General features: G+C 75.9%; 11 protein-coding genes, 1 rRNA gene and 1 pseudogene. 2 read left to right on the forward strand and 11 right to left on the reverse strand.

What is annotated here, in order from left to right; genetic code table 11:
• The 8 genes from ACSNOB_RS28745 to ACSNOB_RS28780 all read right to left on the reverse strand — a co-directional run.
• Nucleotides 1-4074, reverse strand: a 4074-nt coding sequence (locus tag ACSNOB_RS28745; RefSeq protein WP_436690182.1) for a HAMP domain-containing protein, incomplete at its 3' end; no start/stop codon positions are given.
• Nucleotides 4075-4314: 240 nt separating this feature from the next.
• Nucleotides 4315-5007, reverse strand: a complete 693-nt coding sequence (locus ACSNOB_RS28750) for a RibD family protein (protein ID WP_436690162.1) — start codon at nucleotides 5005-5007, stop codon at nucleotides 4315-4317.
• Nucleotides 5000-5641: a GTP cyclohydrolase II gene (locus tag ACSNOB_RS28755; RefSeq protein ID WP_436690164.1), complete on the reverse strand. Its 642-nt coding sequence runs from the start codon at nucleotides 5639-5641 to the stop codon at nucleotides 5000-5002. Before ACSNOB_RS28755 ends, ACSNOB_RS28750 begins: the two co-directional genes overlap by 8 nt.
• 11 nt (nucleotides 5642-5652) lie before the next feature.
• Nucleotides 5653-6597, reverse strand: a complete 945-nt coding sequence (locus ACSNOB_RS28760; protein ID WP_436690166.1) for a lysylphosphatidylglycerol synthase transmembrane domain-containing protein — start codon at nucleotides 6595-6597, stop codon at nucleotides 5653-5655.
• 58 nt (nucleotides 6598-6655) lie between these two features.
• Entirely contained in the window at nucleotides 6656-7492 is an 837-nt protein-coding gene (locus ACSNOB_RS28765; RefSeq protein WP_436690168.1) for a methyltransferase domain-containing protein, read from the reverse strand.
• Nucleotides 7489-8526 carry a glycosyltransferase family 4 protein gene (locus ACSNOB_RS28770; RefSeq protein ID WP_436690170.1) on the reverse strand — a complete coding sequence of 346 codons (1038 nt, stop codon included), beginning with the start codon at nucleotides 8524-8526 and terminating at the stop codon, nucleotides 7489-7491. Before ACSNOB_RS28770 ends, ACSNOB_RS28765 begins: the two co-directional genes overlap by 4 nt.
• Before the next feature lie 49 nt (nucleotides 8527-8575).
• Nucleotides 8576-8974, reverse strand: a complete 399-nt coding sequence (locus tag ACSNOB_RS28775) for a 6-pyruvoyl trahydropterin synthase family protein (RefSeq protein WP_436690172.1) — start codon at nucleotides 8972-8974, stop codon at nucleotides 8576-8578.
• A 3-nt stretch (nucleotides 8975-8977) separates the two neighbouring features.
• The gene (locus ACSNOB_RS28780) at nucleotides 8978-9958 is read right to left on the reverse strand and encodes a dehydrogenase (RefSeq protein WP_436690174.1); all 981 of its coding nucleotides are present in this window, start codon (nucleotides 9956-9958) and stop codon (nucleotides 8978-8980) included.
• 92 nt (nucleotides 9959-10050) lie between these two features.
• Between ACSNOB_RS28780 and ACSNOB_RS28785 the strand changes: the two are divergent.
• A pseudogene (locus tag ACSNOB_RS28785) lies at nucleotides 10051-12541 on the forward strand (CDP-alcohol phosphatidyltransferase family protein).
• Between the two features lie 128 nt (nucleotides 12542-12669).
• Here the strand turns inward: ACSNOB_RS28785 and ACSNOB_RS28790 are convergent.
• Both ACSNOB_RS28790 and ACSNOB_RS28795 read right to left on the reverse strand, forming a co-directional pair.
• Nucleotides 12670-13512, reverse strand: coding sequence for an NmrA family transcriptional regulator (locus ACSNOB_RS28790; protein ID WP_436690176.1), 843 nt, complete (start codon nucleotides 13510-13512; stop codon nucleotides 12670-12672).
• 79 nt (nucleotides 13513-13591) lie between these two features.
• The gene (locus tag ACSNOB_RS28795; protein ID WP_436690178.1) at nucleotides 13592-14341 is read right to left on the reverse strand and encodes an Fpg/Nei family DNA glycosylase; all 750 of its coding nucleotides are present in this window, start codon (nucleotides 14339-14341) and stop codon (nucleotides 13592-13594) included.
• Between the two features lie 83 nt (nucleotides 14342-14424).
• Here ACSNOB_RS28795 and ACSNOB_RS28800 point away from each other — a divergent pair, with 83 nt between their 5' ends.
• Complete coding sequence (locus ACSNOB_RS28800; protein WP_436690180.1) at nucleotides 14425-15501, forward strand: spore photoproduct lyase family protein; 1077 nt, start codon at nucleotides 14425-14427, stop codon at nucleotides 15499-15501.
• 65 nt (nucleotides 15502-15566) lie between these two features.
• Here the strand turns inward: ACSNOB_RS28800 and rrf are convergent.
• Nucleotides 15567-15642 (reverse strand): 5S ribosomal RNA (gene rrf, locus ACSNOB_RS28805); the annotation flags it as partial.

Raw genomic sequence — 15642 nt, forward strand, 5'->3', positions numbered from 1 at the left:
GGCCGGCCGGACGTCGGGCAGCACCGGCGCGAACGGCAGCACCCGCTCGGGGGTCACCGCCGTCAGGTGCAGGGCGATCCGCTCGCGCAGGTCGTCCAGGCTGCGCAGGACCTCCAGCGGCCGCTCGTGGGACAGCGCCTGGAGCAGGGCCTGCTGGCCGGCCGCCAGCGGGTGCCCGTGGTACGCCAGCACGGGCACCCCGCGCAGCGCCGGGTCGTCGTGCAGCGCCCTGAGCAGCGTCGTCCCGCCGTCGTCGGGCAGGTCGAGCTGAAGCACCAGGACGTGGTGCCGCCCGCCGGCGAGCGTCTCCAGCGCCGAGGCCACGTCCACCGCCGTGGAGACCTCCACCGGCGGGTGCGCCTCGCCGAGGTCCGCCGCCACCCCCTGGGCGAGCAGCGTCAGCAGCCCCTTGTCGTGGCGCTCCAGCACCAGCATCCGGCGGGGCTCGCCCGGCTGGAGGGCGACGGCCGGCGGCAGCGCGGCCGGGGGCGACCACGGCGACGCCCCGCCGTCCGTGACGGCCTCCGCGCCCGCCGGCGTCGGCACCGCGCCGACCGGCAGGTAGAGGGTGAACGTGCTGCCCTGGCCGAGCACGCTGTGCGCCTTGATCCGGCCGCCGAGCAGGTGGGCGATCTCCCGGCTGATGGAGAGCCCGAGGCCGGTGCCCCCGTACCGCCGGCTGGTGGTGCCGTCGGCCTGCTGGAAGGCGTCGAAGATCGCGGTCAGGTGCTGCTCGGCGATGCCGATGCCGGTGTCGATCACCCGGAACGCGAGGACGGCGTCCGTCTGGGCGAAGCCGTCGGGCAGCTCGCTCGGCGCGGCCCGCTCGATGCGCAGCTGCACCCGCCCCCGTTCGGTGAACTTCACCGCGTTGGAGACCAGGTTGCGCAGCACCTGCCGCAGCCGCTGCTCGTCGGTGTGCAGCTCGGTCGGCACGCCCGGCCCGGTGGTGATCTCCAGCTCCAGGCCGCGGGGGGTGGTCAGCGGCCGGAACGTGGCGTCGACGTAGTCGCGCAGCGCGGCCAGCTCGAAGGTCTCCGGGTTGATGTCCATCTTCCCGGCCTCCACCTTGGACAGGTCGAGGATGTCGTTGATGAGCTGGAGCAGGTCCGTGCCGGCCGAGTGGATGACGGTGGCGTACTCGACCTGCTTGGCGGTCAGGTTGCGGTTCGGGTTCTGCGCCAGCAGCTGGGCGAGGATGAGCAGCGAGTTCAGCGGCGTACGCAGCTCGTGGCTCATGTTGGCGAGGAACTCCGACTTGTACTTCGAGGCGAGCGCGAGCTGCTGCGCCCGGGTCTCCAGCTCCTGGCGGGCCTGCTCGATCTCGGAGTTCTTCGTCTCGATGTCGTGGTTCTGCCGCGCCAGCAGGGCCGCCTTGTCCTCCAGCTCGGCGTTGGAGCGCTGGAGTTCCTCCGAGCGGGCCTGCAACTCCTCCGAGCGGGCCTGGAGCTCGGCGGCGAGGCGCTGCGACTCGGTGAGCAGCACGTCGGTACGGGCGTTGGCGACGATGGTGTTGACGTTGACGCCCAGGGTCTCGGTCAACTGGTCGAGGAAGTCGCGCTGCACCTCGGTGAAGCGGCTCATGCTGGCCAGCTCGATCACGCCGAGCACCTGGTCCTCGAAGAGGATCGGCAGCACCACCAGGTGCAGCGGGGCGGCGGCGCCGAGGCTGGAGGAGACGGTGACGTAGTCGGCCGGCACGGCGTCCACCACGATCGCCCGCTTGCTCACCGCGGCCTGCCCGACGAGGGAGTCGCCGAGGGCGTACCGGCGGCCGCTGGTGTCGTGCCCGTACCCGCCGATCACCCGCAGGCCGGTCCCGCCGGCGCTCTCGTCCACCAGCAGGAACGTGCCGAGCTGGGCGGAGACCAGCGGGGCCAGCTCGTTCATCACCAGGCCGGCGACCACGTCCAGGTCGCGGTGGCCCTGCATGAGGCCGGCGATGCGGGCCAGGTTGGTCTTGAGCCAGTCCTGTTCCTGGTTGGTCCGGGTGGTCTCGCGCAGCGACTCCACCATCGAGTTGATGTTGTCCTTCAGCTCGCCGACCTCGCCGGGGGCGTCCACGGTGATGGAGCGGGTCAGGTCGCCGGTGGCGACCGCGCTGGTCACCTCGGCGATGGCGCGGACCTGGCGGGTGAGGTTCCCGGCCAGCTCGTTGACGTTCTCGGTGAGCCGCTTCCAGGTGCCGGAGACCCCCTCGACCTCGGCCTGCCCGCCGAGGCGGCCCTCGCTGCCGACCTCCCGGGCCACCCGAGTCACCTCCGCCGCGAACGAGGAGAGCTGGTCCACCATCGTGTTGATCGTGGTCTTCAGCTCCAGGATCTCGCCGCGCGCGTCGACGTCGATCTTCTTGGTCAGGTCGCCCTGCGCCACCGCCGTGGTGACCTGGGCGATGTTGCGCACCTGGCCGGTGAGGTTGTTCGCCATCGAGTTGACGTTGTCGGTGAGGTCCTTCCAGGTGCCGGCCACGTTCGGCACCCGCGCCTGGCCGCCGAGCCGGCCCTCGGTGCCCACCTCCCGGGCCACCCGGGTCACCTCGTCGGCGAACGCGCCCAGCGTGCCGACCATCGTGTTGATGGTCTGGGCCAGCACGGCCACCTCGCCCTTGGCCTCCACGGTGATCTGCCGGCTCAGGTCGCCCTGGGCCACGGCGGTGGCGACCAGCGCGATCGAGCGCACCTGGTTGGTGAGGTTGTTGGCCATCTCGTTGACGTTGTCGGTCAGGTCCTTCCAGGTGCCGCCGACGTTGGACACCCGCGCCTGGCCGCCGAGCCGGCCCTCGGTGCCCACCTCCCGGGCCACCCGGGTCACCTCGTCGGCGAACGCGGAGAGCTGGTCGACCATCGTGTTGATGGTCTCCTTCAGCGCCAGGATCTCGCCGCGCGCGTCGACCCGGATCTTCTGGGTCAGGTCGCCCTTGGCCACCGCCGTGGTCACCTCGGCGATGCTGCGCACCTGCGCGGTGAGGTTGTCCGCCATGACGTTGACCGACTCGGTGAGATCCTTCCAGGTGCCCGAGACGCCCTTGACGTCGGCCTGGCCGCCGAGGCGGCCCTCGGTGCCCACCTCCCGGGCCACCCGGGTCACCTCGTCGGCGAACGACGACAACTGGTCCACCATCGTGTTGATGGTGTTCTTCAGCTCCAGGATCTCGCCGTGCGCGGTGACCGTGATCTTCTGCGACAGGTCGCCCCGCGCCACCGCCGTGGCCACCTGCGCGATGCTGCGCACCTGGTCGGTGAGGTTGACCGCCATCGAGTTCACCGAGTCGGTCAGGTCGCGCCAGGTGCCGGCGACGCCGCTGACCTGGGCCTGACCGCCCAGCCGCCCGTCGGTGCCCACCTCCCGGGCCACCCGCGTCACCTCGTCGGCGAACGACGACAACTGGTCCACCATCGTGTTGATGGTGCTCTTGAGCTCCAGGATCTCGCCCCGGGCGTCGACGGTGATCTTCTGCGACAGGTCGCCCCGCGCCACCGCCGTGGTGACCTGGGCGATGTTGCGCACCTGGCTGGTCAGGTTGCCGGCCATGAAGTTCACCGAGTCGGTGAGGTCGCGCCAGGTGCCGGCCACCCCGGGCACCTCGGCCTGCCCGCCGAGGCGCCCCTCGCTGCCCACCTCCCGGGCCACCCGCGTCACCTCGTCGGCGAACGACGACAACTGGTCCACCATCGTGTTGATGGTGACTTTCAACTCCAGGATCTCGCCGCGCACGTCGACGGTGATCTTCTGCGACAGGTCGCCCCGCGCCACCGCCGTGGCCACCTCGGCGATGTCGCGGACCTGGTCGGTGAGGTTGCCGGCCATGGCGTTGACCGAGTCGGTGAGGTCCTTCCAGGTGCCCGACACCCCGGGCACCTCGGCCTGCCCGCCGAGCTGCCCCTCGGTGCCCACCTCGCGGGCCACCCGGGTCACCTCGGAGGTGAACAGCGACAGCTGGTCCACCATCCCGTTGAAGACGGTGGCGATCTCCCCCAGCAGGCCGTCGGCGTCCTCCGGCAGCCGGGTGCCGAAGTCGCCGTCGCGCACCGCGGTCAGCCCGGCCAGCAACTGCCGCAGCCCCGGGTCGGCCATCGTCGCGGCGCCGCCGCCGGTCCCCTGGGCACGCCCCGCCGTCGTCCTGTCGACCACCACAACCACCCCGCGCAGCAGCCGGGGGCCCGCCCGCCGGCACGACATCAACCGCGCAAGTATGCACAGTCCGGTCGGCCGGTGCTCGGGCAGCGCCCGCCGCCGGTGGCCCCGCCCGCACCACGCCGCGACGGCGCCGCCGCGGCGGGGCGGGTGGACGGGGGCGCTCGGGGTCGTGCCCGCTCAGCCCGCGTCGCAGCGTTCCGACAGCGCGTAGCGGAGCAGCACGACGTCGCCGATCTGGCGGGTCTCCGCCACCCGCGCCCGGCGGCCGGGGTGCCACGGGAAGCGCCCCTCGCCGCCGAACCGGGGCGCCCGCCGGTCGCCGACGAAGAACGGGGCCACCACCAGGTGCAGCTCGTCGGCGAGGCCGGCGGTGAGGAACTGCCCGAGCACGCTCGCCCCGCCCTCCACCATCAGCCGGTCCACCCCCCGGGCGGCGAGGTCGGCCAGCGCCCGCGCCGGCTCCACCGGATCGCCCGCGTCCACCACCGTGGCCCGGCCGGCGAGGCGCTCCCCGGTCTTCTCCACGGCCGGGGTCGCGCAGTAGACGATCCGGTCGGCGTCGCCGACGGTGAAGAAGCGGGCGGCCGGGTCCAGGTCCCCGCAGCCGGTCACGGTGACCCTGGTCGGCGAGGCGGGCAGGCCGCGCGCGAGACGGGCGGCGCGCCGCCGCGGGGAGCGGACCAGCAGGCGCGGGTCGTCGCGGCGGACCGTGCCCGCACCCACCAGGATCGCGTCGCAACCGGCCCGGACCTCGTCGACCCGGTCCAGGTCGGCCTCGTTGGACAGCAGCAGCCGCTGCCCGCTGGCGTCGTCGAGGTAGCCGTCCAGCGACGTCGCGCAGCTGAGCAGGACGTACGGGCGCTCAGTCACGGACGAGCGGGAGGTCGAGGGCGTGGTCGCCGCGGCCGGCCTTCGCCGCCAGGTAGCCGGCGTTCGCCGGGGACAGGTACACCCCGGTGGCGACCCGCGCGGCGACCGCCACCCCGAGCCGGCCGAGCTGCGCCGCCTTGTCCGGGTTGTTGCTGAGCAGCGCGACCCGGTCCACGCCCAGCGCGGCGACGGTGTAGTCCCGCTCGTCGGGCCGGTGGCCCAGCGCCAGGTTCGCCTCGTAGGTGTCCAGCCCGGCGTCCTGCAACGCGTACGCGTCGAGCTTGGCGTACAGGCCGATGCCCCGGCCCTCCTGGCGCAGGTAGAGCAGGTAGCCACCGGCGGCGGCGATGCGTTCGACCGCCTCGCGCAGTTGCGGGCCGCAGTCGCAGCGCTGGCTGCCGAACACGTCCCCGGTCAGGCACTCGCTGTGCGCACGCACCAGCGGCAGGGCCGGCCGCGCCGCGCCCCGGCCGAGGGGCCCGGCCCGGTCGCCGAGGCCGAACGCGAGGTGTTCCCGGCCGTCGGCCAGCCCTCGGAAGGAGAACACCCGCGCGGTGGTGGCATACCCGTCGGGGAACCTCAGCGGCACCGTGACCTGCGTACGTACCGTGGCGGCGGGCGGCGTTTCGGACATCGGGCTCCTCGTCAGACGGTGCCGGCGGGCACGCGGACACGGCGGACCACCAGGACGGCGGCGCCGGGAAGACTCGCGGCGAGCACCAGGGCCCCGTACACCGTGGCGGTGGCCACGCCCTCGGCGGCGCTCAGGCCGGCGGCGCCGAACGCCCACGCGGCCACGCCCTCGCGGGGACCGAAGCCGGCGACGTTCGCCGGCACCCCCATGGCCAGCAGCGCCAGCAGCGTCAGCGGCACCAGCAGGGTCAGCGGCGCGGTGGAGCCGGCGGTGCGCGCGGCCAGCACGAACGTGGCCAGGTGGCCGGCGACGGCCACGGTGGACGCCACGAGCACGCCCACCCAGGTCCGGCGGCCGAGCAGCCCGGCCCGCACGTCGCCCGCCGCCGTGCGCGCCGCCCGCGCCCACCGCGACGGCCCGGCGGTGGGCAGCGCGCGGGCCAGCACGACGCCGCCGAGGCCGGCCGCCGCCAGCAGCGCGGCGGCGGCCGGCAGGTACGGCCGGACGGGGGACGGGAACGCGGCCAGCACGACCACCGCGACGGCGGCCAGCACCACCTGCCCGGCGGTACGCTCCCAGACCACCGCGCGCACGCCCCGGCCGACGTCGCCGACGTCGCGGCCGTGCCGTACCGCCCGGTGCACGTCGCCCAGCACGCCGCCGGGGAGCGTCGCGTTGAGGAACACCGCCCGGTAGCAGTGCGCGACCGCCGTCGGCAACGGCAGCCGCACGCCCAGTCCCCCGGCGACCAGGCGCCACCGCCAGGCGCAGCACACGGTGGTCGGCACCCCGATGCCGAGCGCGGCGGCCAGCGCCGGGGCGTCGATCAGGCGCAGCCCGTCGAGGAACGGGCCGACGCCCAGCCAGCCCAGCAGGACGGCCAGCACTGCCAGGCCACCGAGCGCGCGCGCCCACGCCCCGAACCGCCGCACCGGCGCGGTCACCGTCGCCTCCACCCCGGCCCTCCCTCGACGACGTTCCTGTCGGTAGGCACGCACCGGGGGCCCGCCGGGTTCAACCACCGCCGGCCAGCAGGTCGAGGTGGTCGACCAGCACGTCGAGCCGGCCGGCGGCGATCTCGGCGCGGCGGCGGCGGGCGTACGCCCGGGTGGGGCCGGCCAGCTCGGGCCGCTGCTCGCGGGCCGCGTCGAGCCAGCCGGCGAACCACTCGCCGGCCAGCGCGGCCTGCTCCGGGCCGAGCCGCCACGGGCTGGGCCGCAGCACCACGTCGACGCCGTGGCGGGCGAACGCCGCCGCGCAGGCGTGCACGGCGTCCGGTCCGAGCAGGGCGCGCCCGCCGACCGTGCGGCGCTGGTGGGCGTTGAACGCGGCGGCGATCCGCGCGTCCCACGGGTCGGCCGGGGTCAGCCGCACCCGGCCGGTCACCGAGAGGGCCAGCAGGGCCGGGCGGCCGGCGCCGGCGCAGGCCGCGACGAGGCGCTCGATCTCGTCGGCGGTGAGCATGTCCAGCAGCGCGGACGCGGTGACCAGCGACGCGTTGGCCAGGTCGGCGGCGGCCAGCCGGGTGAGGTCGCCGCGTCGGGTCTCGACGGTGACCGGGCCGCCGTCGACGGCGTCGGGCATCCCGGCGGCCGCACGGGCCAGCAGGTCGGCGTCCTGGTCGTGCAGGATCCAGTGCTGCGGGCCGGGCAGGCGCGGGGCCAGCCAGCGGGCCATCGAGCCGGTGCCGGCGCCGAGGTCGTGCACGACGAGCGGCCCGGCGGCCGGGTCGGCCCCGGCGGCCAGCCGGCGCCGGACGAGCTCCACCAGGTCCCCGGCGCGCGCCGCCGCGTCGGCGGGCTCGCGCAGCGTCAGCCACTGCGCGAAGTGCGGCGGCAGGTCCACGGTCATGCCGCCATCGCCGCCGCCAGCACGGCGTCCGTCACCGTGGCGGTGACCGGCCAGCCGTCGAGCGTGCCCCGCCGCCCGCGCGCCGCCCGCCGCAGCCGCCCCCGCAGACCGGGGTCGTCGAGCCAGCGGCGCAGCGACCCGGCGAGCGCCGCCGGGTCGTCGGGCGGCACCAGCAGGCCCGGCGACGCGCCGTCCGGCGCGCGGCCCAGGGCCTCGGGCAGCCCGCCGGCGGCGGTGCCCAGCACCGGGATTCCGCGCGCGAGGGCCTCGGTGACCACCATCCCGTACGTCTCCCGGCGCGACGCCAGCACCAGCAGGTCGGCGGCGGCGTACGCGGCGTCGAGGGCTGCCCCGGTGCGCGGGCCGACCAGGCGCACCCGGTCGGTGAGGCCGTACCCGGCCGCCTGCCGGCGCAGCCGCGCCACGAACGCGGGGTCCCGGGTCAGCGCGCCGACGCAGACGCAGTCCCAGGGCGCGTCGGCGACCGCCGCCAGGGCCTCGACCAGCACGTCGTGCCCCTTGTGCGGGGCGACCGCGGCGACGCAGAGCAGGTTCCCGCCGGCCGGCGTGCCGGGCGCGGCCGGGGCCGGGTCGACGCCGGGCCGGGCGACGTGCACCCGGTCGGCGGGCAGCGCGTACCGGTCGAGCAGCCGCCGCCGCGTCCACCCGCTGGTGGTGACGACCGCGACGGCGGCGGCCAGGGCCGCGCCCTCGGCGTCGTGCTCCAGCGGCAGGTGCACCACGACGACGAGGCGCAACCGCCGGGCCTGCGGGGTCAGCGCCTCGGGTGCGGCCGAGGCGACCAGCCCGTCGAGCAGGACCACCGCCCCGTCGGGCAGCGTCGCGAGCATCCGGGCGAGCCCGGCGCGCGCGACCGCGTCGGGCCGGGGCCAGCCGCCGGGCACGGCGTGCTCGCGGACCGTCCAGCCGGCCGCCGACAGGCCCCGGCAGAGCCGGCGGTCGTAGGTGTTGCCGCCGCTCGGCGTGGCCGGGTCGTCGATGTCGTTCGGCAGCACGACGTGCACGGTCGCCACGCGGCGCCGGGCGGTCGTGGGGCCCGCCGGGTTCACGTCCACCCCGGCCTCAGAGGGACCGCTCGTAGCTGGCCCAGGCGACGTGCGACTCGTGCAGCGTGACGGTGATGCCGGCGAGCGCGCGGGCCCCCGCGCCGAGGTCACCGGCGCGCGCCCGCTCGGCGAGGCGGTCGGCGACGGTCCGGGCGAGCACCTCGGTGGTGGTGTTCACGCCGGCGAAGGCCGGCTCGTCGTCGAGGTTGCGGTAGGTCAGCTCCCCGAGCACGGCCCTGAGCTGCTCGGTGGCCAGTCCGATGTCGACCACGACGCCGTCGGCGTCGAGGTCGGCGCGGCGGAAGGTGGCGTCGACGACGAACGTCGCGCCGTGCAGGCGCTGCGCCGGGCCGAACACCTCGCCCCGGAAGCTGTGCGCGACCATCATGTGGTCACGGACGGTGACGCTGAACACGGATCACTCCTCGTCGTAGGTGATGAGGTGGCACAGCGCGGGCAGGCTGCCCGCGGCCAGCCGGGCGAGCACGTCGGGCAGCTCCGCGAAGGGGGACCCGCCGGTGACCAGCGCGTCGAAGGCGGGGTCGGCGAGCAGGTCCAGGGCCAGCGCCAGCCGGTCGGCGAAGCCGCGGCTGCCCCGCCGGGCCGGCGCGACGGCGCCCACCTGGCTGCCGCGGATCGTCAACCGTCCGGAGTGGAACACCCCGCCCAGCGCCAGGTCCACGGTGCGGTCGCCGTACCAGCTCAGCTCGACGACCGTGCCCTCGGGACGGAGCAGCTCCAGCGACCGGCGCAGGCCGGCGGAGGTGGCGCTCGCGTGCACCACCAGGTCCCGCCCGCCGGCCGCGTCCTCGGGCGGGGCGAACCCGACGCCGAGCGCGGCGGCGACCGCGGCCCGGGCCGGGTCGGTGTCGACCAGCTCGACCCGCACGCCGGGGAAGCGGGCGAGCAGCGCCGCGACGCAGCAGCCGACCATGCCGCCGCCGACCACGCTCACCCGGTCGCCCACCAGGGGCGCGGCGTCCCAGAGCGCGTTCACCGCCGTCTCCACGGTCCCGGCGAGCACCGCGCGGGCCGGCGGCACCGCCTCCGGCACGGGCACCACCGCCTCGGCCGGCACCACGTACGCGGTCTGGTGCGGGTGCAGGCAGAACACCGTCCGGCCGCGCAGGTGCGCCGGGCCCTGCTCGACCACGCCCACGCTGAGGTAGCCGTACTTCACCGGCGCGGGGAAGTCGCCCTCCTGGAACGGCGCGCGCATCGCGGCGTACTGGTCGACGGGGACGCGACCGGCGAAGACCAGCGTCTCGGTGCCGCGGCTGACGCCGGAGTAGCGGCTGCGCACGAGCACCTCGCCCGGGCCGGGGTCGGGCAGCGGCGCCGACCGGATCTCGCCCTCGCCCGGCGTACGGAGCCAGAAGGCGCGCGCCTCGCGGGTCACCGGCTCCTCCTCACCCGCGTCCGGAGCGAACCGGACGGCGGTGTTTCCCGTAGTTCCTGTCGAGAGCTGTCGATCACAGACACGGAGGCACGGTGCCCACGGTTCGAAAAGGCCCGGCGATCGGGCTGTTCGTCCAGATTGTCCTGCTGGCGGCGTTGGCCGGGACGGTCGGCCTCGGGCCGGCGGGCTGGCTCGCCGGGACCGCGTACGGGGCGGTGCTGTGCCTGGCGTTGAGCCGGGGGCTGGGGCACGCGCCCGGGCGCGTCCTCGGGCCGGCCGACCGGGTGACGCTGGCCCGGGCCCTGCTCGTCGGCGGCGTGACGGCGCTGACCGTGGACGCGCTCGCGGCCGGCGCCGACCGGGCCGCCGGTGCGGGGGCGCTGGTCTGCCTCACCGCGGTGGCGCTGGCGCTCGACGCGGTCGACGGCCACGTGGCCCGGCGCACCGGCACGGCCAGCGCGCTGGGGGCACGCTTCGACATGGAGGTCGACGCGTTCCTCATCCTCGTCCTCGGCCTGTACGTCGCGCCGGCCGTGGGCGGCTGGGTGCTCCTCCTCGGCGCCATGCGGTACGCCTTCGTCGCCGCGGGCCGGGCGCTGCCGTGGCTGCGCCGGCCGCTGCCCGCCCGGTACTGGCGCAAGATCGTCGCGGCGGCGCAGGGGGTCCTGCTGCTGGTGGCGGCGGCCGGGGTGCTGGCGGGGCCGGTGACCGTGCTCGTGCTGGTGGTGGCGCTGGCCCTGCTCGCCGAGTCGTTCGGCCGCGACGTCGGCTGGTTGTGGCGGCACCGTCCCGCCCGCCCGGTCGCGCCCCGGCGATCCGGGCCGCCGGCCCCGGCGGGCGCGCGACCGCCGGTACGCCCCGAGCTCGTCCGCGCCGGTGACTGACCGCCGACGGCCACCGCGGACCGGGCTCGTCCCACGGCCGGCCGCGACCGACCGCCGCCCGCCGGATCCCGCCGGGCCCGCCGTGGGGCGTACGCCCGGACGGGACGGAGCGCGACGGGCCGTGGCGCGGGCGACCACCGCGCTGGCCGCCCTGCTGGTGCTGGCCGCCCTGACCGCCCCGCACCAGCCCGGTCGGCTCACGCCCGGCGGGTTCGCGCGGATCCCCCTGGAAGGGCTGCTCGCCGTGGCCCTGCTGCTCGCCCTGCCGGCGCGGGCGCGGCGGCCGGTGGCGGCGCTCGCCGGCGCGCTGCTCGGCCTGTTGACGGTGCTGAAGGGCGCCGACCTGGGTTTCCTCGCGACCCTCGGCCGCCCCTTCGACCTGGTGCTCGACTGGGCCCTGCTCGACGACGCCGTCGCCTTCCTCGCCGACTCGGTGGGCCGGGCCGGGGCGACCGCGGCGGTCGTCGCGGCCGTGCTGCTGCTCGCCGCCCTGGTCCTCGGGATGACCGGGTCGGTGCTGCGGTTGACGGGCCTGCTGGTCCGGCACCCCACGGCCACCCGGCGGACCGTCGCGGCGCTGGTGGTGTTGTGGCTGGCCGGCGCCGCGTTCGGCGTGCGGGTGGCTCCCGGCGTGCCGGTCGCGGACGCGGCCGCCAGCGACCTGGTCGGCGGGCACGCGCTCCAGGTGCGCGCCCGGCTGCGGGACCGGGAGGTCTTCGCCGCCCAGGTCGGCGCCGACCCCTTCCGGGACGTGCCCGGCGACCGGCTGCTGACCGGGCTGCGCGGCAAGGACGTGGTGGTCGCCTTCGTGGAGAGCTACGGGCGCGACGCGGTGGAGGATCCGGAGTTCGCCCCGGCCGTCGGTGCGGTGCTCGCCGACGGGGACCGCCGGCTGCGCGCGGCCGGTTTCGCCGCCCGCAGCGGCTTCCTCACCTCGTCGACCGTCGGCGGCGGCAGTTGGTTGGCCCACGCCACGCTGCTGTCCGGGCTGTGGATCGACAACGAGCAGCGGCACCGCAGCCTGCTGGCCAGCGACCGGCTGACGCTGGGCGGCGCGTTCCGGCGGGCCGACTGGCGCACGGTGGGCGTGATGCCGGCCGCCAACCAGCCGTGGCCGGAGGGCGCCTTCTTCGGCTACGAACGTTTCTACGACGGCCGCAGCCTCGGCTACCGGGGGCCGAGGTTCGGCTACGCCCCGATGCCCGACCAGTACACCCTGGCCGCCTTCGAACGACTGGAGCGCGACCGGGCGGATCGGGCGCCGGTCATGGCGGAGATCGCGCTCGTGTCGAGCCACTCCCCCTGGACCAGGATCCCCCGGCTGGTCGACTGGGCGCAGGTCGGTGACGGCAGCGTCTTCCACCGGGCGACGGTGGAGAACCCGTCGTCGCAGGCCCGCGCCGGCTACCGCCGGGCCGTCGGATACTCGCTGGCCACCCTCGTGTCCTATCTGGAGAGGCACGGCGACGACGACCTGGTGCTGGTCTTCCTCGGCGACCACCAGCCCGCCCCGGTCGTCACCGGCGAGGGGGCCGGCCGGGACGTGCCGGTCACCATCGTCGCCCGCGACCCGGCCGTGCTCGACCGGATCTCGGGCTGGGGCTGGACCGACGGGCTGCGTCCCGATCCAAGCGCGCCGGTCTGGCCGATGGACGCCTTCCGCGACCGGTTCCTGACCGCCTTCAGCGGGGCGCGATGAGGCCGGCGTAGTCGGCGGGGCGGGCGAGCCCGCCGGCGTGACGACCACCGTGACCGCGCCGGACCGGACCGGCCGTCCGGCGACGACCGGGACCGACACGCTGTCCCGCTGAGCCGCCGGAAGAGACGTCAGGCGGTCCAGACGCCCGTCGCGGCCGCGGCCCGGGCGTAGTCCGCGAAGTCTGCGGGCGCGCGCCCGAGCGCCCGCGCGACGCCGTCCGTCAGGCTCTGGTTGCGCCCGTCCAGCACCTCCGTGAACAGGTACGTCAGCAGCGACACCGCGTCGGCGGGGACGCCGGCCCCGCGCAGCGCGTCGACGTACTCCGTCAGGGCGACGGGGACCAACGAGACCGGGCGGCCGGTCGCCGCGGCGATCTCGCCCACCGCCTCGGCGAACGTCAGCAGCCGGGGGCCGGTCACCTCGTACACCTCACCGGCGTGCCCGTCCGCCACGAGCGCCGCCACGGCGACGTCGGCGATGTCGTCGGCGTCGACGAACGGCTCCCGCACGTCGCCGACCGGCAGGTACAGCGTCCCCTCCCGGATCCCGTCGGCGAAGGGGCCCTCGCTGAAGTTCTGGTGGAACCAGCTCGCCCGCACCACGGTCCAGCGCCCGCCGACGCCGTCCACGACGTTGCCGACTGCCTTCTCGGCCTGTTGCGCCTCCGGCTCGCCCCGCCCGGAGAGCAGGACCACCCGGCGCACGCCGCTGGCCACGGCCAGCCGCGTGAACGACTCCACGGTCTCGACGGCGCCCGGCACGGCCAGGTCCGGCTGGTACGACAGGTAGACCGCGCCGACCCCGGCGAGGGCTTCGGGCCAGGTGGCCCGGTCCGCCCAGTCGAACGCGGGCGTGGCGGACCGGGAACCGAGCCGGACGGGCACGCCGCGGGCGGCGAGGCGGTCGGCGACGCGGCGGCCGGTCCGGCCGGTGCCGCCGAGAACGAGGACGGTGTCGTTGGTGTTCGTCATGCCTCCATCCAACGGCGACCCGGCGGCGGGGGCCATCCTCGTCAGGCGCGGGCGCATACGAGCGCGTCTACCGGGCGGATCAGGCCGCCGGCTGGTCGATCGGGCACGCGTACGCCGTGCGGCCGCCCAGCTCCCACGTCCGCACCGGGGCGCCGCAGCGGCGGCAGGTGGTCCGCTTGTAGACCCACCGCTCGTCGGGGGCCGCCGGGTCGCTGACCACCTGGCCGGCGTCCCGGCCGAGCGCCAGGTGCCGGACGGCCAGGTCCCACAGCCGGTGGGCGGTCGCCGGCGCGACGCTCCGGGCGGCCGGGTCGAGCCCGGCGAGGAAGAGCAGTTCCGCCCGCCAGGCGTTGCCGATCCCCGCCCACACCGCCTGGTCGAGCAGCGCCGCGCCGACCGCCGTGCGGGCGACGGTCAGCCGCCGCACGGCCTCGTCGCCGTCGGCGTCGGCCCGCAGCGGGTCCGGGCCGAGCGAGGCCCGCAGCGCGCGCTCGCCGTCGGCCGGCAGCGGCTCGCAGCGGGTCGGGGCGATCAGGTCGTACGCGACGGAGGCGCCGGCCAGGCGCAGCCGCACGCCCTTGCGCGGCGGGACGCCCGGGTCGTCGTAGCGCAGGAACAGTCCCCTCATCCCCAGGTGGACGTGCAGGCCGGGGGCGCCGTCGACGTGGTAGAGCAGGTGCTTGCCGTACGCCTCCACGGCGCGCAGCCGCCGGCCGTCGTACGGCCGGGTGTCGAGGCGGCCCTGCGGGCTGGACGCGGCGATGACCCGGCCGGCGAGCGCGGCGTGCTGCTCGTGCGCGTACCGGTGGATCAGGTGGCCCTCGGGCATGCGGCCGGGTACCCGACGGCCCTGCCGGGAAACGGCGCCCGCGGGCGGGAACAATGCCGATCGGTCCGCAGTTGTCCTGTTTCGTGACCGACGCTGCGCCGCACCGGCGGCTGTTCGACATCCGGCGGATCTACGTGGAGCCGGAGGCCGCCGCGCTGCCCCGGGGACAGGCCGTGCTGGCCCGCTTCCCCGACGCGGAGCGCGTCGAGGTCGCCAGCCACTCCCGCATCCCGGAGCTGTACGGGGACGAGACGAATGTGGCCCGGTGGGTGCGGATCAAGACCGAGGCGCTCGTGCTGGGGGTCAAGAAGTCCCTCACCGCCCGCCCGAACGGCCGCTCGGCCGACTTCATCGCCCCGTCCACGGCGAACGGATGCGCGATGGCCTGCGCCTACTGCTACGTGCCGCGCCGCAAGGGCTACAGCAACCCGGTGACGGTCTTCGCCAACATCGACCGGATCACCGGCTACCTCGGCCGCCACGTGGGCCGCCAGGGCGTCAAGCCCGAGCCGAACCAGTGCGATCCCACCGCCTGGGTGTACGACATCGGCGAGAACTCCGACTGCTCGCTGGACGCCAGGATCTCCGACAACGTCCGGGACCTGGTCACGCTCTTCCGGGACCTGCCGACGGCGAAGGCCACCTTCGCCACCAAGCACGTCAACCGGGAGCTGCTCGACTGGGACCCGCGGGGCCGCACCCGCGTCCGGTTCTCGCTGATGCCGGCCCGGGACGCGAAGCTGCTCGACATCCGGACCTCCCCGGTCGCGGAGCGGATGGCCGCCATCGACGACTTCGTCGCGGCCGGCTACGAGGTGCACGTCAACTTCAGCCCGGTGGTGGTCCGCGACGGCTGGCTCGACGACTGGGCGGAGCTGCTCGACCAGCTCGATGACGCGCTCGGCCCCCGGGCCAGGGCGCAGCTCGCGGCCGAGGTCGTCTTCCTGACCCACAACGACCGGCTGCACGAGGTCAACCTGGGCTGGCATCCGAGGGCCGAGGAGGTGCTCTGGCGGCCGGACCTCCAGCAGCCCAAGCGGTCGCAGACCGACGGCTGGAACGTGCGCTACCGCACCGGCCGCAAGGGTGGGTACGTGGCCGCGCTGACGGACCTCATCGCCGCGAAACTGCCGTACTGCCGCGTCCGGTACGCGTTCTGACGGGCCGGAACACGGAAACGCGTTGAGGGCCACCCCCAACCGGGGGTGGCCCTCAACGAAAGAATGTCCGGCGGTGTCCTACTCTCCCACACCCTCCCGAGTGCAGTACCATCGGCGCTGGAGGGCTTAGCTTCCGGGTTC

It is taken from the genome of Micromonospora sp. URMC 106 (genome assembly GCF_051386395.1).
In the GTDB taxonomy this organism is placed as follows: Bacteria; Actinomycetota; Actinomycetes; order Mycobacteriales; family Micromonosporaceae; genus Micromonospora.

What these genes read in the sequence shown, in the direction of transcription:
- ACSNOB_RS28755 (WP_436690164.1), bottom strand. Translation starts at nt 5,641, where the DNA reads ATGTCCGAAACGCCGCCCGCCGCCACGGTACGTACGCAGGTCACGGTG.
- ACSNOB_RS28765 (WP_436690168.1), bottom strand. Translation starts at nt 7,492, where the DNA reads ATGACCGTGGACCTGCCGCCGCACTTCGCGCAGTGGCTGACGCTGCGC.
- ACSNOB_RS28795 (WP_436690178.1), bottom strand. Translation starts at nt 14,341, where the DNA reads ATGCCCGAGGGCCACCTGATCCACCGGTACGCGCACGAGCAGCACGCC.
- ACSNOB_RS28790 (WP_436690176.1), bottom strand. Translation starts at nt 13,512, where the DNA reads ATGACGAACACCAACGACACCGTCCTCGTTCTCGGCGGCACCGGCCGG.